Source organism: Dyella sp. 01N448 (genome assembly GCF_056399225.1).
Window position 1 is genome coordinate 47,828 of record NZ_JBFTQX010000010.1, and the last position, 22,999, is coordinate 70,826.

19 protein-coding genes are annotated in these 22,999 nt (G+C 64.8%); 10 read left to right on the plus strand and 9 right to left on the minus strand.

Features of this window, described 5'->3' with window-relative positions; all coding sequences use genetic code 11:
• Positions 1-183: 183 nt before the first annotated feature.
• Together AC1DKY_RS16330 and AC1DKY_RS16335 are read left to right on the plus strand one after the other, a co-directional pair.
• Positions 184-2,085 (plus strand): LTA synthase family protein, encoded by a 1,902-nt coding sequence (locus AC1DKY_RS16330; protein ID WP_441604805.1) that lies wholly within the window; start codon positions 184-186, stop codon positions 2,083-2,085.
• A 243-nt stretch (positions 2,086-2,328) separates the two neighbouring features.
• Positions 2,329-2,622 (plus strand): hypothetical protein, encoded by a 294-nt coding sequence (locus tag AC1DKY_RS16335; protein ID WP_441604806.1) that lies wholly within the window; start codon positions 2,329-2,331, stop codon positions 2,620-2,622.
• 65 nt (positions 2,623-2,687) lie between these two features.
• On the opposite strand, the gene AC1DKY_RS16340 is transcribed toward AC1DKY_RS16335, so the two are convergent.
• The 6 genes from AC1DKY_RS16340 to groES form a co-directional block, all read right to left on the minus strand.
• On the minus strand, positions 2,688-5,075 hold the full coding sequence (locus AC1DKY_RS16340) for a TonB-dependent siderophore receptor (protein WP_441604807.1): 2,388 nt from the start codon (positions 5,073-5,075) through the stop codon (positions 2,688-2,690).
• A 118-nt stretch (positions 5,076-5,193) separates the two neighbouring features.
• Positions 5,194-6,186 carry a FecR family protein gene (locus AC1DKY_RS16345; RefSeq protein WP_441604808.1) on the minus strand — a complete coding sequence of 331 codons (993 nt, stop codon included), beginning with the start codon at positions 6,184-6,186 and terminating at the stop codon, positions 5,194-5,196.
• Complete coding sequence (locus AC1DKY_RS16350; RefSeq protein WP_441604809.1) at positions 6,183-6,737, minus strand: RNA polymerase sigma factor; 555 nt, start codon at positions 6,735-6,737, stop codon at positions 6,183-6,185. The genes AC1DKY_RS16345 and AC1DKY_RS16350 overlap by 4 nt, the downstream gene beginning before the upstream one ends.
• Positions 6,737-7,873: a VirK/YbjX family protein gene (locus AC1DKY_RS16355; RefSeq protein ID WP_441604810.1), complete on the minus strand. Its 1,137-nt coding sequence runs from the start codon at positions 7,871-7,873 to the stop codon at positions 6,737-6,739. Before AC1DKY_RS16355 ends, AC1DKY_RS16350 begins: the two co-directional genes overlap by 1 nt.
• Before the next feature lie 161 nt (positions 7,874-8,034).
• Positions 8,035-9,678: a chaperonin GroEL gene (gene groL / locus AC1DKY_RS16360; protein WP_441604811.1), complete on the minus strand. Its 1,644-nt coding sequence runs from the start codon at positions 9,676-9,678 to the stop codon at positions 8,035-8,037.
• A 54-nt stretch (positions 9,679-9,732) separates the two neighbouring features.
• Positions 9,733-10,026: a co-chaperone GroES gene (groES, locus tag AC1DKY_RS16365; RefSeq protein WP_121883670.1), complete on the minus strand. Its 294-nt coding sequence runs from the start codon at positions 10,024-10,026 to the stop codon at positions 9,733-9,735.
• A gap of 274 nt (positions 10,027-10,300) precedes the next feature.
• Between groES and AC1DKY_RS16370 the strand changes: the two genes are divergently transcribed.
• The 5 genes from AC1DKY_RS16370 to AC1DKY_RS16390 all read left to right on the plus strand — a co-directional run bounded on the left by AC1DKY_RS16370 (position 10,301) and on the right by AC1DKY_RS16390 (position 14,607).
• Positions 10,301-10,948, plus strand: a complete 648-nt coding sequence (locus AC1DKY_RS16370) for a class II aldolase/adducin family protein (protein ID WP_441604812.1) — start codon at positions 10,301-10,303, stop codon at positions 10,946-10,948.
• On the plus strand, positions 10,948-11,265 hold the full coding sequence (cutA, locus tag AC1DKY_RS16375; RefSeq protein ID WP_441604813.1) for a divalent-cation tolerance protein CutA: 318 nt from the start codon (positions 10,948-10,950) through the stop codon (positions 11,263-11,265). Before AC1DKY_RS16370 ends, cutA begins: the two co-directional genes overlap by 1 nt.
• A 131-nt stretch (positions 11,266-11,396) precedes the next feature.
• A complete protein-coding gene (locus AC1DKY_RS16380; RefSeq protein ID WP_441604814.1) occupies positions 11,397-12,095 on the plus strand; it encodes an HAD family hydrolase in 699 nt (232 codons plus the stop codon).
• Between the two features lie 8 nt (positions 12,096-12,103).
• The gene (locus tag AC1DKY_RS16385; protein ID WP_441604815.1) at positions 12,104-13,426 is read left to right on the plus strand and encodes a DUF5690 family protein; all 1,323 of its coding nucleotides are present in this window, start codon (positions 12,104-12,106) and stop codon (positions 13,424-13,426) included.
• Complete coding sequence (locus AC1DKY_RS16390) at positions 13,423-14,607, plus strand: TIGR03364 family FAD-dependent oxidoreductase (protein ID WP_441604816.1); 1,185 nt, start codon at positions 13,423-13,425, stop codon at positions 14,605-14,607. The genes AC1DKY_RS16385 and AC1DKY_RS16390 overlap by 4 nt, the downstream gene beginning before the upstream one ends.
• A 3-nt stretch (positions 14,608-14,610) precedes the next feature.
• Here the strand turns inward: AC1DKY_RS16390 and phnF are convergent, their stop codons facing one another.
• Positions 14,611-15,462 carry a phosphonate metabolism transcriptional regulator PhnF gene (gene phnF / locus AC1DKY_RS16395; RefSeq protein ID WP_441604817.1) on the minus strand — a complete coding sequence of 284 codons (852 nt, stop codon included), beginning with the start codon at positions 15,460-15,462 and terminating at the stop codon, positions 14,611-14,613.
• Here phnF and AC1DKY_RS16400 point away from each other — a divergent pair.
• From AC1DKY_RS16400 to AC1DKY_RS16410, 3 genes are all read left to right on the plus strand, one after another.
• Positions 15,438-16,595, plus strand: a complete 1,158-nt coding sequence (locus tag AC1DKY_RS16400) for an alpha-D-ribose 1-methylphosphonate 5-triphosphate diphosphatase (protein WP_441604818.1) — start codon at positions 15,438-15,440, stop codon at positions 16,593-16,595. The two genes, phnF and AC1DKY_RS16400, sit on opposite strands and share 25 nt — an antisense overlap.
• Before the next feature lie 188 nt (positions 16,596-16,783).
• Entirely contained in the window at positions 16,784-19,468 is a 2,685-nt protein-coding gene (locus tag AC1DKY_RS16405; protein WP_441604819.1) for a TonB-dependent receptor, read from the plus strand.
• 73 nt (positions 19,469-19,541) lie between these two features.
• Positions 19,542-21,560, plus strand: a complete 2,019-nt coding sequence (locus AC1DKY_RS16410; protein ID WP_441604820.1) for a tetratricopeptide repeat-containing sulfotransferase family protein — start codon at positions 19,542-19,544, stop codon at positions 21,558-21,560.
• On the opposite strand, the gene AC1DKY_RS16415 is transcribed toward AC1DKY_RS16410, so the two are convergent.
• Complete coding sequence (locus tag AC1DKY_RS16415; RefSeq protein WP_441604821.1) at positions 21,561-21,935, minus strand: cupin domain-containing protein; 375 nt, start codon at positions 21,933-21,935, stop codon at positions 21,561-21,563.
• 2 nt (positions 21,936-21,937) lie between these two features.
• Positions 21,938-22,945 carry a redoxin domain-containing protein gene (locus AC1DKY_RS16420; RefSeq protein ID WP_441604822.1) on the minus strand — a complete coding sequence of 336 codons (1,008 nt, stop codon included), beginning with the start codon at positions 22,943-22,945 and terminating at the stop codon, positions 21,938-21,940.
• Positions 22,946-22,999 lie beyond the last annotated feature (54 nt).

Here is a 22,999-nt window from a genome sequence, read left to right on the forward strand (position 1 = left end):
TCCGCAGTATGACCGGCGCATGACCGGATACCGCACTGTTTACAGACCGCGTGCACGCCGACGACGCATCGGGCGTTGCCATAGAGGCAGTTACGGACACACGCCTGCTCCACCAACAACTGGTTCAGATCCAGGACATTACATTCCCGTTTCCGAGCCATGACAGCCAACCCACAGGGTGCCATGACCACCTCAACGACTCCAGCCGCGCTGCGTGCGCGCTCCCTGCCCGCCCGGCTTGCGTTGGTGTTCGCGCTGGCCATGGTTTTCACGCTGTTGACTGGTGTGGTCGACGGCGGCATCGGCGTTGGCCCGATGCAGGCGCTCAGCCAACCTCTGTTCCTGGTCGCCAACGCCCTGCCCGGCCTGCTGCTGGCGTCGTTGCTGCTGGTGTTGAGCCGCCGGGCATGTCTGTCGTTCGGCCTCGCCTTCCTGCTGCAGACGGTGCTCTACGCGATCAATGCGCTGAAGGTGAGCAACCTCAATACGCCATTGATGCCCGCCGACTTCCGCATGCTGGGCCAGCTGCGACGCGGCGGCCTGAAGTTGCTCGGCAGCTATCTGCCGACCAGTCCCTGGCCGTATCTGGCACTGCTGGCTGCCATGGCCGTCATCGTCGTCGCATGGCGGATCGAACCGCCCATGTTCGCTCGCCGCACGCGCGGCAAGCGTCTGGTATCGGGTGTGGCTTTGCTGCTGCTGATAGGCACGCTGTTCGCGGGCCTGCCCGGCTGGATGAAGCTCTATGGGGGTCACCATCTGTGGATGGAACCGTGGTCCGCCACGGCCACCGCGGAGCATTCGGGCCTGGTCAGCTCGCTGATGATGTTTCACCTGCATCAGGGCCATGCGCGCAAGAAGCCTGACCCGGCGGCCGCGCTGCAGCTGATCGAGCGCTCCGATCTTGCTCTGCGCGCCTATCTGCAGGCGCCGATACGCAACAACGGCGAGGAACCGGACATCGTCGTGGTGCAAAGCGAGTCGTTCTTCGATCCGTCGATCCTGAAGGGATTCGAGCACGCCGACCTCACGCCGAATCTTCACCGCCTTGCTGCACAGGGCGAGAGCGGCCCGCTGCACGTGCCCACTTTTGGCGGGGGCACCATTCGCACCGAGTTCGAAGTGCTGACGGGTTTGTCGTTGCGCTACTTCGACGACATGCAGTTCCCGTATCTGCAGATGAATCACAAGGTGGTGCCGAGCATGGTGCGCGTGCTGCGTTCGCACGGCTACGAGACCATCGCGGTGCATGGCAACGACCCGCGCTTCTGGAATCGCAACACCGCGTTCCAGGCGCTCGGTTTCGACCGCTTCGTGTCACGCTCGTCCTTCCCCACCCATGCCGCGATGGACGGGCAGTACATGGCCGACAGCGCGATGACTGATGAAATCATGGCGCAGCTCAAGAATGCGGGGCCGCCCCAGTTCCTGTTTGCCATCAGCATCGAAGCGCACGGCCCCTATGACGTGCCCCCGGCGCACGCCGCCGAGCGCGACGCGATCGCCGTGCCCGAAGGCGTCACCGGCCAGAACAAGCTCGAGCTGCAGACTTACCTCTACCACATGCGACATGCCGATCAGGAGCTGGGCCGACTGGCGGACCTGCTCGCGCAGCGCGAGCGTCCCACCCTGCTGCTGTTCTATGGCGACCATCTGCCCGCGCTGACCGATACCTACAACACCACCGGGTTTGTCGACGGCAAGGACATGCTCAGCCAGGCCGGCACCTGGCTGCTGGTCAATCCACGCAATCCCGCGGCGCCAAAGCACGAGGCGCTGGCCTCATGGATGCTGCCCGGCCGTCTGCTTGAACAGGCCGGTGTGCGTGACGATGCGTACTTTGCCCTGACCCAGGTGATCGCACCGCAACTGGCCGCCTTGACGCACGCACCTGGCGCACCGCCGGAAGCCGAAGACAACGCCGAGCACCAGGAAGACGACGATATGGCCAACGTCGCCCTGCTGCGCATGAAGGGCAAGCTCGACGCGCTCTGGCCCAAGGCGGAAGCGCAGACGGCAGGTTTGATCGAAGAGACGCCACTCAATCGGGCGGGCGAGGTCGAGTCGGCGGGCGCCCATCAATAACGGCAATCTAACGTCGCCGATTGAATGGACGTCCAAACGAAATGAGCGTGGCGGCTGTTTTCCACGCTTTTCAAGCGGTACGAAAACGCTTTCTCCGCTGCTTCATAACCGCGATTCAGCGATCTGTCTGCGCGCTAAAGGGAGCCTGTTCGGTTCAGCTTCGGTATGGCGATGTGCGTCTAGCTTCGATTCCAGCCACGAAGCAACGCCTTCGCTGGCATTCCCACACTGGAGGTTTACCTCATGCGCAAGACCATGCTCGCCGCTCTCCTCGTCACCGCCGCCTCCGTCCTGACCGTTCCCGCGTTTGCCCAGGACGCCGCTGCAGCGACGAAGACCGAAGCCAGCGCGACCACCGCCGGCGCGGCAGCGAAGGACACGGCCAAGGCTACCGATCAGGCCGCCAGCAAGACCACCGACACTGCGCACAAGGCTGCCAAGCACAGCGGCCACAAGGCCAAGGCTGCGGCGACGGACGCCACCAAGACCGACGCCGGCAAGACCGAGGCAGCCGCGCCGGCCGCCGCCCAGCAGTAAGTCGCTACGCACGATGTAACCCCAAACCCCGGGAGGCGACTCCCGGGGTTTTTCGTGGGCAACGATCAGAAGTCGTACGTGCCCGACAGCATCACGCTGCGATGCGTGCGCAGCGGCACATAGGTTTCGTTGAAGTCGGCCGAATACAAGTCGCGTGCGAACAGGTTCTTGACGCCCAGCGTCATGCGCCAGCGATCGGTGCGATAGGACACATTGGCGTCGACTTCCGCCTGACCCGGCGAATCGTAGTAAGTGGTGTAGTCGACGCTCTGCCCCAACGATCGGCCACGCGCCTGTACGCCACCGGCGATGCCCCAACCCTGCAGCCCGCCCCCCTGGAACCAGTAGCTGGCCCACAGGTTGAAGCGCTGGCGTGGCGCACCGGTCGGCCGCGTGCCGTCGTGGTTGGTGATCTGGGCGTTGGTGTAGCTGCTGCTGATATCCAGACCGGGCGCCAGGCGGCCGGAGAATTCGATTTCCACGCCGCGATTGGTCTGTCCCGGCCCGAAGCTGGCGACGTTCGGCATGGCTTCGAGAAACAGATAGCTGTGGTCGAGCATGATGCGGTACAGCGACACCGTCAGCCATGCCTGCTCGTGGAACAGGTTGAACTTGGCGCCCGTCTCCAGCTGGCGTGACAGTGCCGGCACCAGCGGGCGACCGTTTTCCCCGAGATAGGACAACGGCTGGAAGCCATTGCTGGTGAAACCATAGACGGCGACATCGGGGGTCAGCTTGTAGACAATCCCGGCATTGGGTACCCACTTGATCCGCTTGGGCGTCCACGGATTGCCTTGCGCATCGGTGGTCGACACTTCGTAGGCGGACCGGCGCAACCCCACCAGCATGTCCCAGCGTTCGCCCAGCGCCAGCTGATCCTGCAGGAACAGCCCGTTGTCCACCGACCACGGCGTGCCCGAGAGCGGGACATTGTCTTCCGGCTGCACGACCGCGGAGACACGTGGCAGCGCGGCGTCAGTGAACAGGTTGTAGGCACCGTCGTTGTACGAATGCCAGAAGTCGTCGGTGTGGCCGACGCGCGAACGCGAATAGTCCATGCCGAGTGTCACCGTATGCGTCACCGGACCCATGCCGAACACTCGAATGAAATCGTTCTGCAGCGAGTAGTAGGTGTCGTTGTAGCGATAGGCTTCGGCATACGGTGAGACGTTGCCGATCGGCGTGGGGTTGTAGAGCGTCCAGCTCTGCAGGTCGTTCTGCTGTTGGACGTACTGCCCGCGGCTGCGCCACGTCCAGGCGTTGCCCAGTTGCTGGTCGAGCAGGTAGTAGAGGCGGTTGGTCTGGTAGTTGGCGTAGTCGTACTCATTGCCAGTGAGCAAGCCGAACGGCGTGGCGCTGGACAGTGTGTCGCCAAGCATCACCACATGGTCGGGTATCGGCAGCCGGTTGACGATGCGCTGCGCGCCCACCACCAGCTGCGTGCCACCGCTGGTCCATCCGATCGACGGCGCGAGATAGCCGCTGCGACGATTGCGATAGCCCTGCGGCGTGCGGTCGGCGTAATCGCCCGACATGACCAGCCGATAGGTAAGCCCCGACACGTGGCCGAGCGGCCCAGTCATGTCCAGGCCGGCCTGCACCATGCCCTGCTGGCCCAGCGTGTAGCTGACCTCGTGCACCGGTTCGCTTTGCGGCTGCTTGGTGGTGACGTTGACCAGGCCGCCAAAGCTGTTGCCGGTGGAATCGCCCAGGATGGACTGCGGCCCCTTGATCACTTCCACGCGTTCCAGGCCGATCAAGGGCGGAAAGTCGCCGGAACCGGCATTGCTGTTGGGCATGCCGTCGATGAGGCCGTTGCCGGTATAGAAGCCGCGGATCTGAAACAACGGCAGGCCGTCGGAGCCTTCGACGAAGGCCACGCCCGCTACGTTGCGCACGGCATCTTCCACGGTGAGCGACTGCTGCGAATCCATCAGCTCGCGCGTCACCACGCTCACCGATTGCGGCACGTCGATCAAGTCCGCGTCGTTGCGCGAACCCACGCTGGTGAGCGAGGCCTTGAAGCCCACGTCGCGGCCGAGCAAGGCATTGGCCTCGACCGGCGTCAGCTGCTTGGCGTCCTGTCGCGGTTTCGACGATGCCGTGTTGCCCGCAGGCGTGGGCAAGGTCACCACCACGGTGCCCTGATCAGTGAACTCGTAGACAAGCCCCGTGCCTTCAAGGAGCTTCGAAAGCGCCGCCGGTGCGCTGAGGTTGCCGGTGGCGCCGAGCGAACGAAAACGCGCAATGGTGCAACCTGCCGTGAGCACCTGCACATTGGCCTGCTTGCCAAAGGCGATCAGCGCGGTGGCGAGTGGTTGCGCGGGTATCGAGAAATCGATGGGCGCAGCATCAGACATGACTGACGCGCGCGCGATGCAAGCGCCCGGCACGGCCAGGCACGCAAACATCCACAGGCCGCCCGACAGCAGCAGCTTCGCACGCTTCCTCATAGTCCCCGCTTCATGGCAAGCGAAAACCGCGAGTTTGACACGCGCAGCGGCCCTTGTGCGCTCACGTCACCGGCGTGAACGCAGACTTTCGAGAGGCTGTCCGATCAGCACGCCGGCGTCATCGTTGGGCCGGTTTTCGTCGTGCATCGGACAGCACCGTTTGGCCGCCGCTGTCATTCACCTGCAGCGGCAACACCTGGGGCAGCGCGTTCAACCAGTCGTCGATGGCGTCGGTCTTGACCGTGCCGGTAAACGTCAGCGCTTTCAGATCGGCATCGGCGATCTGCAGCGGCTGCGCGCGATAGCGATTGATATTGGCCACGACGACCGCCAGCGGTTCGTTGTCGAATTCCAGTCGCTCCTGGCGCCAGGCCGCGGCATTGGCCGGGTCGCTGGCAATCAGGTTCATGGCCGCACGCGAGGGATCGTAGATCACCGACTGTCCGGCCACGGCCTCCAGGCTGTTGTGGGCGCCACCGGTGGCGTCAGCTACACGTACGCGCCCTTCTGCCATGGCGACGGTGACGTACTTGCCCGTGCGGCGAACATTGAACGCCGTGCCGATGTCCTCGATGGTCACATCGCCGGCGCGCACCTCAAAGGGCCGCGCGGCGTCGTGCACCACCTCGAAATAGGCCTCGCCCTCGGCCAGCTCCACCAGGCGGCGCCCGCGACTGAAGCGCGTGCTCAGCTGAGTGGCGCCGCCCAGCGTCACGAGGGTACCGTCTTCAAGCGTGACCTTGCGTTGCGCGGCAAGGGCGCTGACATACGTTTGGGGCGTGGCGCCGCCCTGCCAGGCGCCCCAGCCGACGTAGCCGCCAACCGCCAGCACCAGCGCAGCCGCGGCGGCGGCCGGCAACCACCAGCGACGCGTAGCTACACGCGCTTGCGAAAATTCGGCGATCAGTTGCTCGCGCGAGACCTCGCCCAGCGCATGCAGCCGTGCCGCCAGCTCGGTCACGCGTTCGAAGGCCGCCAGGTGCTCGAGGTCTTCTTCGGCCCAGGCCAGCCACTGCTCGGTCGTCCGGTCCGTGGCAGCGGGATCGCGCAGTCGTACCCACCAGTCGGCGGCGACGCGCAAGGTTTGTTCTTTGGAAGTATTGGCCATCATGGCATCTCCGGTTCGTCCACCCGTGCCCGGCAATGAGCCAGGGCGTTGGCGACGTGATAGCGCACCATGCGCTCGCTGATTTTCATGGCCCGCGCGATCGCACTGATCTCGCGGCCATCGATGACGTGCATGACGAAGGCGCGCGCGGTCTTGATCGGCAGCTCGCGCAACGCCTTGTACAGCTGCTGCAATTGCCCCGCGGCGTGCACGTGGCGCTCGGGAATCGGTGCGAGGTGCAGGTCCTCGTCCGGTGCAAGCAGCGGATGATCGGTGCGCACCTGGCGCGCGCGCAGGCGATCCACCGCCAGGTTGGAGGCGATGCGAAACAGGTAGGCGCGCAGCGAATCCACTTGCTCCGGCCGGTCCATGGTCACCAGGCGCACGTAGGCCTCCTGCGCGACTTCCTGGGCATCCGACATCGAGTTGAGGCGGCACTGCAGGAACGCCACGAGCGCGCGGTTGTGATCGCGAAACAGGTCCGCGATGCGCATCGCGAACGCCGGATCAAGGTTCACGCCCGCGTTGGCAGGCGTGTTGGAGGGTCTATCCACTAGGCTGCCCTGGTTACGTCGGGGAGCGGCGGCAACGATGCCGGATCGGCCGCTGCCTCCGTTGCATCGCGCCACCACGGTACCGGGCGCAATGCGTCATTCAATAGTTTGACCGCTTCCCAGCGCAGCTCCGCGCGGCGCCTGAACATGGCGCGGCGCTTGCTTTCCGTCTCCACTTCCGTGCGGTGGTGCAACCTGGCCGGCAGCAGGAACCAACCGCCCTGCACGGCGACACCACCCTGCTCCAGCCAATAGGCATCGTAATCGGAAAACATCCGCGTGCGTCCCTGCAGCGGGTGCGCCACGTTGCCGACCGCCAGGATCCGGCGCAGGCCGCACTGGCCCGCGAATGCATACGCCAGTACCAGCAAGAGCTGCTTGGGGCGCATGCCGTGCATCTGGCGCGTGAGCTCGCGCACGACCTCGCGCGCATCCACGCCGGCGGGCCCCTGGATGCAGCCGAGGGCCAGCGTGTCGTCATCGATCAGCGTCATCACCAGGCAATAGAGCGTTCGGTCGTACGCATCGGTCAACTCGACGGTGAGCTCGCCCTCGCATGACTTGAGCACACTCGGGCACAGATGCAGGCGCAGTTCGCTGCCGTCCTTGAGTCGCAGGGAACCAAGCGTGGCGCGGCCGCCCACGTACACCGCCTCGAACAGCTCCGCCGACCAGCGCTGCAGCAACAGCCGGTAGTGCGCCTGCACGGCCAGCACGCGATCCACGCGATGCCACTGACGATTGACGAAACGATGCAGGTGTCGCTCCTGCAGCCGCGGATCGCGGTCCACGCAGGCCTGCAACAGCGGGTCCGACTGCAGGAACGCGAGGTACCACTGGTGCAACACCGGCATCGATAGCGCGCGTGCCACGTATTTCGCCGCTGCCAGCACGCGTTGCCCCAGATGCCCACGCCAGTCGGTGCGTCCCCACAACGAACGCCACCATACGGACAGCCCAGGGTGGCCTTCCTTGGCCGCACTCTCCTTGGGTCCAGTCACCTGCGGGTCGGGCAAGCCCGCCCACCAGAGTTCGCGCTCCAGGGAGCGTTGCGCCGCGTAAGCGCAGCCGCTAGCGGCGAACACCAGATCGGCGTCCAGGGGTTCCTCTCCTGGCTGAAGATTCCGTTCGTTCAAGGCTCGCCGACCCGCATGGTGACTGTGACAAGGACTAAGACGGCCAGGCGAGTCAAAACGGAAATGGCCGGCGCCACTTTTTTGAATTTTCTTTCCGCCAAAAAGAAAAACCCCGCACGAGGCGGGGTTTTCCTTCTGTTGCGATGCCTGGAGGCGAGGACTTAGAAGTCCATGCCGCCCATGCCGCCCATACCGCCCGGCGAGCCGTGCGAATGGCCTTCGTCCTTCTTCGGCACTTCGGTCACGGCCGCTTCGGTCGTGATGATCGAGCCGGCCACCGAGGCGGCGAACTGCAGGGCCGAACGGGTGACCTTGGTCGGGTCCAGGATGCCGAACGCGATCATGTCGCCGAACTCGCCGTTGGCAGCGTTGTAACCGAAGTTGCCGTTGCCTTCCTTCACCTTGTTCAGGACGACGGACGGCTCGTCACCGGCGTTGGAGACGATGGCGCGCAGCGGCGCTTCCAGCGCACGACGGGTGATGGCGATGCCCAGGTCCTGGTCGGTGTTCTGACCCTTCAGGCCTTCCAGCGCCTTCAGCGAACGGATCAGCGCGACGCCGCCGCCCGGGACCACGCCTTCTTCAACGGCTGCGCGCGTGGCGTGCAGGGCGTCTTCGACGCGGGCCTTCTTTTCCTTCATCTCGACTTCGGTCGCAGCGCCAACCTTGATGACGGCCACGCCGCCAGCCAGCTTGGCCACACGCTCCTGCAGCTTCTCGCGGTCGTAGTCCGAAGAGGTCTCTTCGATCTGCGCCTTGATCTGGCCGATGCGCGACTGGATGCGCTCAGCTTCGCCGGCGCCGTCGATGATGGTGGTGTTTTCCTTGGTGATCACCACGCGCTTGGCGCGGCCCAGGTCGGTGATCGTGGCCTTTTCGAGGGCCAGACCCACTTCCTCGGAGATCACCACGCCATTGGTGAGGATGGCGATGTCTTCCAGGATGGCCTTGCGACGGTCGCCGAAGCCCGGCGCCTTCACGGCGGCAACCTTGACGATGCCACGGATGGTGTTGACCACGAGGGTTGCGAGGGCTTCGCCTTCCACTTCCTCGGCCACGATCAGCAGCGGCTTGCCGGCCTTGGCGACGGCTTCCAGCACCGGGAGCAGCTCACGGACGTTGGAGACCTTCTTGTCGTGGATCAGGATGAACGGGTCGTCCAGTTCAACCTGCTGCGACTGCTGGTTGTTGATGAAGTACGGCGACAGGTAGCCGCGGTCGAACTGCATGCCTTCGACGACGTCGAGTTCGTTCTCGAGACCCGAGCCTTCCTCGACCGTGATCACGCCTTCCTTGCCGACCTTCTTCATCGCGGTGGCGATGATGTCGCCGATGTTGGCGTCGGAGTTGGCGGAAATCGTGCCGACCTGGGCAATCGCCTTGTCGTCAGCGGTCGGGTTGGAGAGCTTCTTCAGCTCGGCAACCGCGGCGTTGACGGCCTGGTCGATACCGCGCTTGAGATCCATCGGGTTCATGCCGGCAGCGACGGCCTTGAGGCCTTCCTGGATGAACGCCTGGGCCAGCACGGTGGCGGTGGTGGTGCCGTCGCCGGCGACGTCGGAGGTCTTGGAAGCGGCTTCCTTGACGATCTGCGCGCCGATGTTCTCGTACTTGTCGGCCAGTTCGATTTCCTTGGCGACGGAGACGCCGTCCTTGGTCACGGTCGGTGCGCCGAAGCTCTTCTCGATCACCACGTTGCGGCCCTTCGGACCCAGGGTGACCTTCACAGCGTTGGCCAGGGTATTCACACCCTTGAGCATGCGTGCGCGGACGTCTTCGCCGAAGCGGACTTCTTTAGCTGCCATTTCGTAATTCCTTCAAATGCGTTGAGTAGGTGGGAAGAGGTGCGGGAGAGGCGCTTAGCCTTCGATCACCGCAACGATGTCGTCTTCCTTGAGGAAGACCAGCTCTTCGCCGTCAATCTTGATTTCCTGGCCGGCGTACTTGCCGAACAGCACGGTGTCGCCTTCCTTCACGGACATCGGGCGGACCTTGCCGTCTTCCAGGATGCGGCCGGAGCCGGCAGCGATGACCTTGCCGCGGGTCGGCTTTTCGGTGGCGCTGTCGGGAATGACGATACCGCCAGCGGAGACGCGCTCTTCTTCGAGGCGCTTGACGATGACGCGATCGTGCAGCGGACGCAGTTTGCTCATGGGTGGGCTCCAGCTTCGTTTGGATGGTTGAACAAGATTCGGGACCCCGGAGCGGCGCCTGGGTGGCGCTTGTTAGCACTCCCCGGAGGTGAGTGCCAATTCTAACGACGCAAATGCCCCCTGCAAGAGGCGCCCGTCCGATGGCTGAGTCTTCCAATGGGGGAGCGGCGGGGGCCTTTCAAGGCGCATTGGGCCGAAAAGTCACCGATCGTGCTATCGACAGAGGCCTGCGGACGGCCGACCATGCCGGCCTGCCCCCCACCAGGACCCGCCCGTGAGCGATGAGCCGACGCTGCGCCAGGAGCTCGTGAACCAGGGTGCCAGGCTGGCCGTGAGCGGCCTCAGCCAAGGCACCTCGGGGAACCTAAGTGCCCGCTGCGGCGAGGGTTTTCTGATCACGCCCAGCGGCACGCCGTATGAGGAGATCACGGTGGAGGGTATCGTGTTGGTGGATCGGGACGGCCAGTGGCCGGGCTCGCAGCGACCTTCCAGCGAGTGGCGCTTCCATCGGGACATCTACCTGGCCCGGCCCGACGCCCAGGCCATCGTCCACGTGCACCCGCCCTATGCCACGGCGCTGGCCATGTGCCGCCGGGACATTCCGCCCGCCCACTACATGATCGCCGTGGGTGGCGGGGACTCGATCCGCTGCGCCGGCTACCACACCTATGGCACCCAGGCCCTGTCCGATGCCGTGGTGGCAGCGTTGGAGGGCCGACTGGCCTGCCTGATGGCCAACCACGGCATGATCGCGCTGGGCAGTTCGCTGGCGCAGGCCATGTGGCGCGCCGTGGAGGTGGAAAATCTCGCCCGCCAGTACGCCCTGTCCTTGCAGGTCGGCACGCCGGTCATGCTCACCGATGAGGAGGTGGCCGCGGTGCTGGAGAAATTCGCCCACTACGGACTGATGTCGAGGTCGTGATGTCTGAAACCGTCCTGCTCTGCTATTGCACCTGTCCCGATGTGGCCAGCGCGCAGCACCTGGCCGAGGCCCTGGTGGGCGAACGCCTGGCTGCCTGCGTGAACCGCATCCCCGCGGTGTCGTCCACCTATCGCTGGAAGACCAAGGTGGTCACCGACAATGAAGAACTGCTGCTGATCAAGACCACGGCCGCGCAGTTCGCCGCGCTCAAAGAGCGCCTGCTCAGCCTGCATCCCTATGAGTTGCCCGAGCTGATCGCGGTGCCGGTGACCGAGGGGCATGCGCCTTACCTCGACTGGGTGCGCAATCCAGGCTGATGTTTGGCGTCGCGCGTGACGGGATTCCCACTGCGCCGCATTGACTAGACAGTCGGCGCCGACTGTCGATGTCCGCGTCACCGGCGCGCCATCGCCGCTCGCCAGCATGCCTCTCCATCAAGGGAGGCGATATGACGTTCGAACTGGCGGTTTTCGATATGGCCGGCACCACGGTCTACGATCCGGACCTGGTGGCGCAGGCGCTGCAGGACGCGCTGGCGCAGGCTGGCTGCCACGCGTCGCTGGCGGATCTGCGAGCCCTGATGGGCTACACCAAGCCGGCCGCCATTCGCAGTTTGCTGGCGGCGCACGACCTGCCGGCGGACGACTCACAGGTGGCGCAGGTGCACGCGGATTTCGTCCAGCGCATGCTCGATTGCTACCGGACACACGACGCCGTGCGCCCGATGACCGGGGCAGAAGAGCTGTTCGCCTGGTTGCGGCAGCAGGGCGTGAAGATCGCGCTCAACACGGCGTTTTCGCAAGACATCGCCGAATGCCTGATCGAACGCTTCGGCTGGCGCCAGCGCGGCCTGATCGATGCCGCGATCTCGGCGGATCGCGTTGCCCAGGGTCGGCCCGCGCCCGACATGATCCGCGCGTTGATGGCGACGTGCGGCGTCAGCGATGCCACGCGCGTCATCAAGATGGGCGATACCGAAGTGGATATTCGCGAAGGTCGCGCGGCGGGCTGCGGCCTGGTGGTGGCGGTGACGACGGGCGCTTATCACCGCGACGAGTTGCTGGCCTATCAGCCCGATGCCGTGCTCGACAGCTTGGATGAGCTGCCCGCTTTGCTCGTTCGTGCCGGCCGGCCGAACCCGGCGTGACGCAACCCATGCGCTTGCCTCCATCGCGCCGGGCGTGGTCGCCCTGGTCGCCCTCGATGCTGCCGCTGGTCGCGGGCTTTGCGGCGTTCTGCACCTACTCGTGCATGTATGCCTTCCGCAAACCGTTCAGCGCCGGCAGCTACGAGGGCATGAGCTGGCTGGGCGTCGACTACAAGATCTGGCTGGTGATCGCCCAGGTGATGGGCTACGCACTGAGCAAGGTGTGGGGCATCCGACTCGTGCCCGAGCTGCAGACATCGCGCCGCGCCGTGGCGATTCTGGTGTTGATCGGCCTGTCGTGGCTGGCGCTGCTGGGTTTTGCGCTGGCGCCGCCGGTGCCGGGCATCGTGTTTCTGTTCCTCAATGGCCTGCCGCTGGGCATGGTGTGGGGCCTGGTGTTCGGATACATCGAGGGTCGGCAGGCGACGGAGCTGATGGGCGCCATCCTCGCCTCAAGTTTTATCTTCGCCTCGGGCGTGGTCAAAGGCGTGGGCAAGGCGATGTTGCTGGCCGGCGTCAGCGAGCACTGGATGCCGTTTCTCACCGGCTTGGTGTTCATCCCGCCGCTGCTGTTGTCGCTGCATGTACTCACGCGCCTGCCGCCGCCCAGCGCCGACGACGTTGCCGCCCGCGCACCACGTGGACGCATGGATCGCGAGGCTCGGCACGCCTTCGTGCGCCGCTTTCTGCCGGGCCTGCTGCTGATCGTGCCGCTGTACGTGCTGTTGACCGTGCTGCGCGATTTCCGCGAGAACTTCGACACCGAAATCTTTCGCGACCTGGGCTACGGCCGCAGCGCCATCGTGTTCGGTGAAGTGGATACGCCGATTGGGATCGGCGTGTTGATGCTTACCGCGTCGCTGACCCTCGTACGGGACAACATGCGCGCCTTCATGCTCAACCATGTACTGATCGGCGGCGGCCTGTGCTGCGCGGGCATCAGCACGCTGCTGTTCGCCCACGGCGAACTGCCACCGCTGTTGTGGATGACGCTGGTCGGTTTTGGTCTCTACCTTGGCTACATCCCGCTCAACGGCATGTTCTTCGAGCGGCTGATGGCCACCTTCCGCATCAGCGGCACCGCGTCGTTCGTGATGTATATCGCCGATGCCTCCGGCTACCTGGGCAGCGTCGCGGTATTGCTGGTCCGCCAGTTCCTCGCCTTGCAGCTCAACTGGACGCAGTTTTTCGAACGCGCCGTGCTGGCAAGCAGCCTGCTGGGACTCGTGCTTACCGCGCTGGCTGCGCGCTGGTTCTGGCGGCATGGCCAACAGAACGGACACGCAGCGGCATCGTTGTCACCTCTTGAGATGGAAAGCAGCCGTCTATGAGCAAGTCGGAAACACGCACCGCGATCGTGATCGGTGCAGGCATCGTCGGGTTGGCCATGGCGCGCGCCCTGGCCGAGGACGGCTACCGCGTCACCGTATTCGATCGCCATGAGCGTGCCGTGGGCGCCTCGGTGCGCAACTTCGGCACCATCTGGCCGATCGGCGTGCCGAACGGGCCGCTGTATGCACGTGCCTTGCGTTCGCGCGAGATCTGGCGCGAATTCTGCAACGCCACCGATACCTGGCAGGCGCCGAGCGGCAGCCTGATCGCTGCGTTCCACGAGGACGAGTGGGCGGTGATGAACGAATACGCGGCGATGAACGAGGGGCTGCGACCATGCCGCATGCTCAACGCTGCACAGGTGCGCGAGCAGGCGCCCGGCGTCGTGGCCGCCGACTTGCGTGGCGCATTGCTGAGCACCGATGAGATGGTGGTCGATCCGCGCGAGGCGATCCGCAAACTGCCAGCCTGGCTGGCGGAGCGCCATGGCGTCGAGTTCCACTGGCGACAGGCGATCACGCGCATCGAGCATCCCTATGTGTGGAGCGGTCGCCGGCGCTACACCGCCGACCTGATCTATGTCGCCAGCGGTACGGATTTCGAAACCCTGTATCCGGAACTGTTCGAACGTCTTGCCATCACCAAGTGCAAGCTGCAGATGCTGCGGCTTGAGGCGCAGCCCGCGCCGTTCAAGCTGGGTCCGGTCGTGTGCGGCGGCCTTACCATGGCGCACTACAGCGGCTTCCACGCCACGCCCAGCATTGACCGCCTGCGCGAGCGCCTTGCTGATCAATACGCCGACCTGCTGGCGCTGGGCATCCACGTGATGGCAGCGCAGAACGGGTTGGGCGAAATCACCGTTGGCGACTCGCATGAGTACGGGCATACGTACGAGCCCTTCGACGAAAGCGCCATCAACCACAAGATCGTCGACTATCTGCGCAGCGTGCTGGATCTTCCGAGCTGGCACGTGAAGCAAAGCTGGCACGGCAGCTACGCCAAGCTCACCGATGGGCAGCGCAGCGAGTTGGTGGTCGAAGCGGAGCCGGGCGTCGTCATCGTCAACGGCGTGGGCGGAGGCGGCCTGGGCATGACGCTGTCGTTCGGCCTGGCCGAAGAAGTGGTGAGCGGGCGCTTGCCTGCCGAGCAGGTTGAAATCCCGTCGACCGATGCGCGATGAACCTCAGCGCTCGGCAGTGGACATCACCAGCTGCACGCGTTCCGCCGCAAAACAGGTCAGCCCGTATTGCACGGGCTGATTCTTGTCGTCGACGTTGAGCGATTCCACGACCAGTACGGGCAGGTCGGGCGATTGCTCCAGTACACGTGCGGTGGTCGTCCCGGCCAGTCGCGCGGTCACGCGGGTGTAGCTGCGGAAATAATCGGCGATGCCGAACTCTTCCAGCGTGCGGCTCACCGAGCCGGTGCGTTGAAACACGTCGCCAAGCTTGGGGAAACGTGCCGCCGGGAACCATGCCTGACCGTGATCGAGCACGCGACCCTCCGCGTGCGCGGAGGACTCGATCCACCACGCGCGCTCGCCGCGCGCCAGGGCCAGCGACTCGGCCACGCGCTGCGGTGGCAAGACCAGCGCCGTGGCCAACACCTTGTTGCCCGAGCTGACGTTGAGGTTATGCATGTTGCGGCTGAAGCTGGTGCGACGACCGATCGGATAGTCGTAGCACTCCTCGCGCACGCGCAAGCCGCGACTGGGGTCGGCAAGAATGGCGCCGCGTTGTTCAAGCGAGTCGAGCGCCCGGCGCACGGTGTGCCGATTCACATTGAGGCGCCGGGCGAGTTCCAGTGCCGAAGGGAGCTTTGCGCCTCCTCGAAGTTCGCCGCTGCGGATCTGCTGCAATACCTGTTGTTCGATCTGCCGCCACACGGGCACATCGCATGACCGATCCAGTGGCTCAAAGTGGTTTGCCATCATTCCTGCATGTTCCTGACACAGACTGCATGGGAAGCGGTGATCGAGCAGGGAGTATGGGCAGGCCAGTTTTCGCAGACATGACATCAGGGCAAGAGCATTCATGGCGCATTGCACGCGCGCGACTGGTGCTGCCCGACCAGGTCATCGTCGGCGGCGCGGTTATCGAGGGCGAACGCATCCAATGGCTCGGGCCGGGCGACGAGTGTCCGCACGACGCCATCGATTTCAAGGGCGATTTCCTGCTGCCGGGCCTCATCGAACTGCACACCGACAACCTTGAGAAGCACTTGCTGCCACGCGCCGGCGCGGCATGGCCCGCCCTACCGGCCATGCTGGCGCACGATGCCCAACTGCTCGCAGCCGGCATCACCACCGTGCTCGACGCCATGTCGTTGGGCGATCTGGAGGAAGACGGCGGCCGCATCGACACGCTGCACCGCGCACTGGCCGCGCTCGATGAAACGCGCAGTCACGGCCTGCTGCGTTGCGAGCACTATCTCCATCTGCGCTGCGAACTGAGCTGGCCAGGCCTGCTCGAGCTGGCTGCGCCCCTGGTCTCCCGCAAGGACTTGCGCCTGCTGTCGTTGATGGATCACACGCCTGGCCAGCGCCAGTATCACGACGTGCGCCAGTACCGTACGTACTACAGCCGCAGCGGCATCACCTGGAGCGATGAGGAATTCACCGCCGTGCTCGAACAGCGTCGCCAGCAGCAGGCACGCCATCGCCACCTGCAGCTGGCTGGCGTGATGAAGCTGGCGCGCCGTCACGGCGTACTGGTCGCCAGCCACGACGATACCGACCTTGAACACGTGGACGAAGCGGTTCTCCTCGGTGCGAGGATCTGCGAATTTCCCACGACGCTCATCGCGGCACAGGCTGCGCGCGAACACGGACTCACTATCGTCGCAGGCGCCAGCAACCTGGTGCGCGGTGGCTCGCACGCCGGCAATGTCGCCGCCATGGCGCTGGCGCGTTGCGGATGTCTGGACGTCCTTTCGTCCGACTACATGCCAACCAGCCTGCTTCCCGGCGCCTTCATCCTGCACCGGCAAGCGGGATGGTCCCTCCCGGATGCCATCGCTACAGTCACCACGACGCCCGCCGCTACGCTTGGCTTCGATGACCGCGGCCAACTTGCCGAAGGCTTGCGCGCCGACCTGCTGCGCGTACGCATGCACCAGGACGAGCCCGTAGTGCGCTCGGCGTGGGTGGCGGGCAGGCAACGGTTGTGACGGTCGTCACGCTCCGTCCTCCGCACAGCGGCCCCGGCTCTGGGCCGCCCCTTCGAAAGCATAGACAGCGGGCATTCGTTGCCTAGTCCGAGTCACGGGCATTTCATCGCCCCTCCCTAGCCTCCCGGCCCGAGTAGCCATAAGCCTGCCGACGCTGGTCGGCGACATCAAACCTCGGGGAGTGCGTCTTGAAGATCAATGCCATCACTTGCGCGGTGCTTGCCGCGCTTGCGGTCACCCGCGTGTCCTATGCCGACGACGCGGCGCCGGCCGCGCCCGCACCGGCGGCACAAAATTCTTCGGTGTCCACGCTGGGATCCATCACGGTCACGGCGCAGCATGCCAACGAGGACATGCAAGACGTGCCGATCACCATGCAGGCGTTCACCGGAACGACGCTGCAGCAGCTCAACGTCAGCACGTTCGACGACATCATCAAATACCTGCCCAACGTCACCTTTGCCGCGAACGGCCCGGGCCAGGGCAACATCTATATGCGCGGACTGAGCACGGGCTTCCTCGGCAACCAGTCGAGCGCGTCGATTGCGCCGTTCCCGAATGTGGCGGTGTATCTCGACGACCAGTCGATGCAGTTCCCCGCGCGCAACCTCGACATCTACATGGTCGACATGGAGCGCGTCGAAGTGCTGGAAGGTCCGCAGGGCACGCTGTTCGGCGGCGGTGCACAGGCGGGCGCGGTGCGTTACATCACCAACAAGCCCAACCTGAACAAGGTCGGCGGCAACGTGGAGGCGAGCACCGGCGTCACGGCCGGCGGCGGTCCGAACAACTCGGCCAGCGCGGTATTGAACTTGCCGATCATCCCCGGCACCTTCGCGCTGCGCGGCGTGATCTACAACGACCACCGCGGCGGCTATATCGACAACGTGCCGAGCACGTTCACGCGCAACAACAGCGACGGCGGCAACTTCTACGCCAACATCAAGCCCACCGGCGGCCTGTGCCCGAACGGCCTGCCCACCCGGACCGGCTACTGCACGGTGCCGGGCAGCCCGGTCGCCAACAATAACGCCGTTGCGAGGAAGGACTGGAACCCGGTCGATTACCAGGGCGCGCGCATCTCCGGCCTCTACAAGATCAACGACGACTGGGACGTGCTGATCGCGCAGAGCTACCAGGAGATGGATGCGGAAGGCCAGTCGTCGACCTATCCGATCGGCTCGGACGGCCAGCAGCTGCAACCGCTGCAGACCACCGTGTTCGTACCGGCGTGGGACAAGGACCGTTACTCCAACACGGCCTGGACGGTGAACGGCAAGATCGGCGATCTCTCCGTCGTCTACACCGGTGGCTACACCGACCGCCACATCAGCCAACAGCAGGATTACACCAACTACGCGCGCGCCGTGGGCGGCTGGTACTACAGCTGCACCGGTGGCACGGGCCTTGGTGCTGGCACCACGCCGCGTTGCTATTCGCCGATCGGCTACTGGAACGACCAGGTCAAGAGCACGCACCAGAGCCACGAGCTGCGCTTCAGCACGCCCGAAGACAGCCGCCTGCGCGCCATCGGTGGCCTGTATTTCGAGGACTTCAAGATCCTCGACGACATGAACTTCAACTACAAGACGATCCCGTCGTGCACGCCGACCAATCTCGCCAGCGCCCTCGCCGGCGGTGCGCCGTGCGTGGCGAACGTGGTGCCCTATCCCGGCACGGCGCAGATGGATCCGGGCCAGCGCAGCGACAGCACCGCGTTCGGCGAAGACGAGCAGCGCGGCTATCGCCAGGTCGCGGCCTTCGGTTCGCTGTCGTACGACATCATTCCCGAAGTGCTTACCGCCACGGCCGGCACGCGTTACTACCACTACTCCGAATATCAGCGTGGTTCGCAGTACGGCACCGGTTCCAACTGCGTGAACGTGCCCAACGGACAATGCACGGGCGGCGATGCCACCAATATGACGGCCGAAGGCCTCAACGGTTCGTATCACGGCTTCAAGAGCCGCGCGAACCTGGTGTGGCATATCTCGCCCGATGCGATGGTCTACTACACCTTCTCGCAGGGCTTCCGCCCCGGCGCTTATAACCGCACCACCAAGGCCGTCGCCGCCGGCCCGGACGGCCCGCAGTACAAGAAGCCGCTCAGCTACGCGCCCGACTCGCTGACCAACAACGAAATCGGCTTCAAGACTGAGTTCTTCGACAACCACCTGCTGTTCAACGGCTCGCTGTACCACATGAAGTGGAACAACGTGCAGATGCAGTTCTTCAACCCGCTGGTGCTTGGCAACACGACGTTTGGCGTCAACGGTCCCGACTACAAGGTGGATGGTATCGAGCTGCAGTTCGACGCCCGCATCACGCAAGGCTTCTCGCTGATGGGCTCGGGGTCGTTCAACCGCTCCAAGCAGACCACCTCGCCGTGCCTGGTGGGCAACATCCCCAATACTCCGTCCTACGGCGCGTGCATCACCGAAGTGACCATCGCCGGCCAGGGTCTGCAGCCGTTCGCCAACCCGTTCGGCGAAGAAGGCAGCGTGCCGGCCTTCTCGCCGCGCTCGCAGTTCAACCTGCGCGCCCGCTACGACTGGGACTTCAACGGCGGCTACAAGGCATTCGCCATGGTGGGTGGCAGCCACATGGGTTCGATGTACAACCAGCCGGCGACCTATCCCAGCGGCGAAGGCGTGATCTACCCGACCACGGTGGACCTGCGCTACCTGCAGGAGGGCTATACCACCTACGACGCCTCGCTGGGCATCGCCAAGGACGCGTGGGACCTGTCCCTCTATGGCACCAACCTGAGCAACAGCCACGCCAGCGTGTTCACCTCGTCGGCACAGTTCATCAAGTCCGAAGTGCCGCTGCGCCCGCGCGTGGTGGGCGTGAAGTTTGGCTACAAGTTCTGACATCTGCCCGTCGCGAGTGCGTCGTTAGCATGGGGTGGGCGCAAGCCCACCCCATCTTCCCCGCAGGCCAGGCATGAACGCAGCGCTCACTGATCCGATCACGATGTCCGTCGAACAGCAGGTGGCGCAACTGCGGCAATTGCAGCAAGAGGGGCAGCACCCGCAGGCCTTGCAACTGGCCTTGGGGTTGGCGCGTGAGCTGCCGGAAAACCGCGACGTGATGCATCTGCTCGCCCGCAGCCAACGTCATCTGGGACAGGTCGACGACGCCCTGCAAACTCTGCTCGTGCTCGAGCAGCACCATCCTGCCTTCAGTCGGCTGCATGAAGAGCGCGGCCACTGCCACGTCGTGCGGCGCGATGCGACGCAGGCGATCGATGCCTTGCTTCGTGCGGTGAACATCAATCCTGCGCTGCCCTCAAGCTGGAATCTGCTCGAGGGGCTCTATCGCATGGCTGGTGACCATGCGAACGCGCAACTGGCCGCCGACCACGTGGCGACGCTAAAACGCCTCGCTCCTGCGGTGGTGCACGCCACCAGTCTGTTCTCTGATGGTGATCTGGTGCAGGCCGAATGGGTCATCCGTGGCCATTTGCAGCGTGTGGGCGACGATGTGGAAGGCATGCGCTTGCTAGCGCGTGTGGCCGTGGCCCGCGAGGTGCTCGACGACGCAGACATCCTGCTGGAAGCCGTGCTGCAGCTCGCCCCCGATCACCACGCCGCACGCTTCGACTACGCCAAGGTGCTGTTCGAACGGCATCGGTACAAAGAGGCTTGCGTGCAGATGGAGCGGCTTCTCGCCATCGATCCGCACCACCTCGACTATCGCGCGCTGCATGCCAGTGCCAACGTCGGCCTGGGCGAACACGATCGCGCCATCGGGCTGTACCGCGAACTTCTGCAAATCGTTCCCGAGGCGGCAGACCTGCATCTGTCGCTTGCCCACTCACTGAAAACCCAGGGACGCCGGGCCGAGGCCATCGACGCTTACCGCGCCGCCATCGCCGCGCGGCCCCATTTCGGGGATGCCTACTGGAGCATGGCGAACCTCAAGACCTACCGTTTCACCGACGGAGAAATCGACGGCATGCTCGCGCAGGTCGCGATGCCGTCTACGTCGCTGGTGGATGGTTATCACCTGAACTTTGCGCTCGGCAAGGCCCTGGAGGACCGCGGCGACTATGCCGCCTCTTGGCAGCATTACGCCAAGGGCAACGCGCTCAAGCGATCGGAAAGCCGCTACCGGCCCGAGATCATCGAAACAAATACGCGCCGGCAGATCGAGGTGTGCACCCGCGAGTTCCTCGCCGAACGCGCCGGTGCGGGAGACCCCAGTGCCGATCCCATCTTCATCGTAGGCCTGCCGCGCTCGGGCTCCACGCTGCTGGAGCAGATCCTCGCATCGCATCCACTGGTGGACGGCACGCAGGAGCTGGCGGACATCCCGCGCATCGTGCTGGAACTGCAGGGCCGCGACCCCGATCTCGACGACCCGCGCTATCCGGGCGTGCTTGCGCAGATGTCGCCGGAGCAATTCCGCGGGATGGGCGAGGCCTACCTGCGCGACACGCGCACTTATCGTGGCGCGGCGCCTTATTTCATCGACAAGATGCCCAACAACTTCCGGCACCTGGGGCTGATCCACCTGATGTTCCCCAACGCGAAGATCATCGACGCGCGACGCGAGCCGATGGCCTGCTGCTTCAGCAACCTCAAGCAACTGTTCGCGACGGGCCAGGAGTTCACTTACAGCATCGAGGACATCGCGCGTTATTACCGCACCTACCTCGATGTGATGGAGCACTGGGACCGCGTGCTGCCCGGCCGCGTACTGCGCGTGCATCACGAAGATGTGGTGGACGATCTTGAAGGCAACGTGCGGCGCATCCTGGATTACTGCGGGCTTCCGTTCGATCCCGCGTGCCTGGCATTCCATGAAACGCGGCGCAGCGTGCGCACGGCAAGCTCCGAGCAGGTACGCCAGCCGATCTTCCGCGACGGCATCGACCAGTGGACGCATTACGCGCCGTATCTGGCATCGCTGCGCGAGCAGCTCGGCGACGCGCTCGAACGGTACCGCACGAATCGCTGACTACTTGTGCGGTATCTGCGGCTTGCCGACGAACACCACCAGGATGGTGGCGGGCTCCGTGCTGCTGGCGTTGGCGCTGACGAGATGGCGGGCGCCTGCCGGCTCGAACCAGTTGTCGCCCGTCGCATAGACCCGCAACGGTTGCCCTTCGACCTGGCTGCGCACGTGGCCGCTCACTACGTAAACATAAGCATCGCGGTCATGCGAGTGCGGCTTGGACGCCTCGCCGGGCGCATAGCTTACTCGCAGCGCTTCCAGCGATTTGCCGGGCGCCTGTGTCAACGCTGCTGTGAGCAGGGTATTGTCCTGCGTCGCTCTGGCGGGCACGGCGGCAGCGAGCATCAACATCGCGGCGAGAAACAGGGTCGTCCGCATGATCAACGCCTCGTGGCCGTGGCCGCTGCCTGTATCGGCAGCACGTCATCGACCGTTTCCGTACGACGAATCACTTTACCCTGCGCATCCAGCACGATCAGCGTCGGTACGTGCATCACGCGGAAGCGTCGGAACAGGGCGCCCGTGTCGTCCAGCGCCAGCGGCATCGCGATCTTGTGCTCGCGCTGGTAATCGGCGAGCTCGTCGTGGCTCGCCCACAGACCCGAGGCGATGCCGAGCCAGCGCGCATGGCTGTCGCGCGCCAGCACATCGGCGCGTTCACGCGCGCTGCGGCAGCTCTGCGCAATGGCCGGACGACTCTTGGCCAGATACGACTCGCACCACGGCGACAGGAACAGCAGCACGGTCGGTCGCGCTGCTTCGAATGCCGGCAGCGATTTCCCATCGAGCGTGTGCAGCTCGAATGCGGGCACGCGGTCGCCCACGTCGTAATGCGGTTCGTCCTTCGGCACGGCGGCAGACGCGAGGTTGGCGGTCGCCGGACGACGTGCCTGCGCCAATGCAGCGTCGAGCTTTTCATCGGCCATATGACCCACATACGCAATGCGTCCGTCACGACCGATCACCACGTGCTGCGGCGTCACGCGCAAGTGGAAGGCCTCGCCCAGCGAACCGTCGTCGAACACGATCGGCATGCCGAGCCCCAGCTGCTTCTGCACTTTGCGCACTTCGTCGACGCTATCGTCGAAACCCACATCGATCGCAATCACCGCCATGTCCGGGCCGGCCTGTTCGTAGGTGCGTTCGAAATGCGGCATCTGTTCACGACAGGGCACGCACCAGGTCGCCCAGAACTTCAGGTAGACCGCCTTCTTGCCGTACAGCGCACCCAGGTCAATGGTCTGGCCATCGATGGTCTTGACCACCATGCGCGGCGCTGGCTGCCCGATCAGGCTGCGCCCGGCCGATTCCGCGCGCGACTGGCCGGACTCGGAAGCATGCGTCGACGCGCAGGCCAGGAGCAGGCAAAGAAGGATCAGATAACGCATGGCGATGCATCCCCGGAAAGATAGGGTCATGTTCCGCTGCCCGGTGGTACTTAA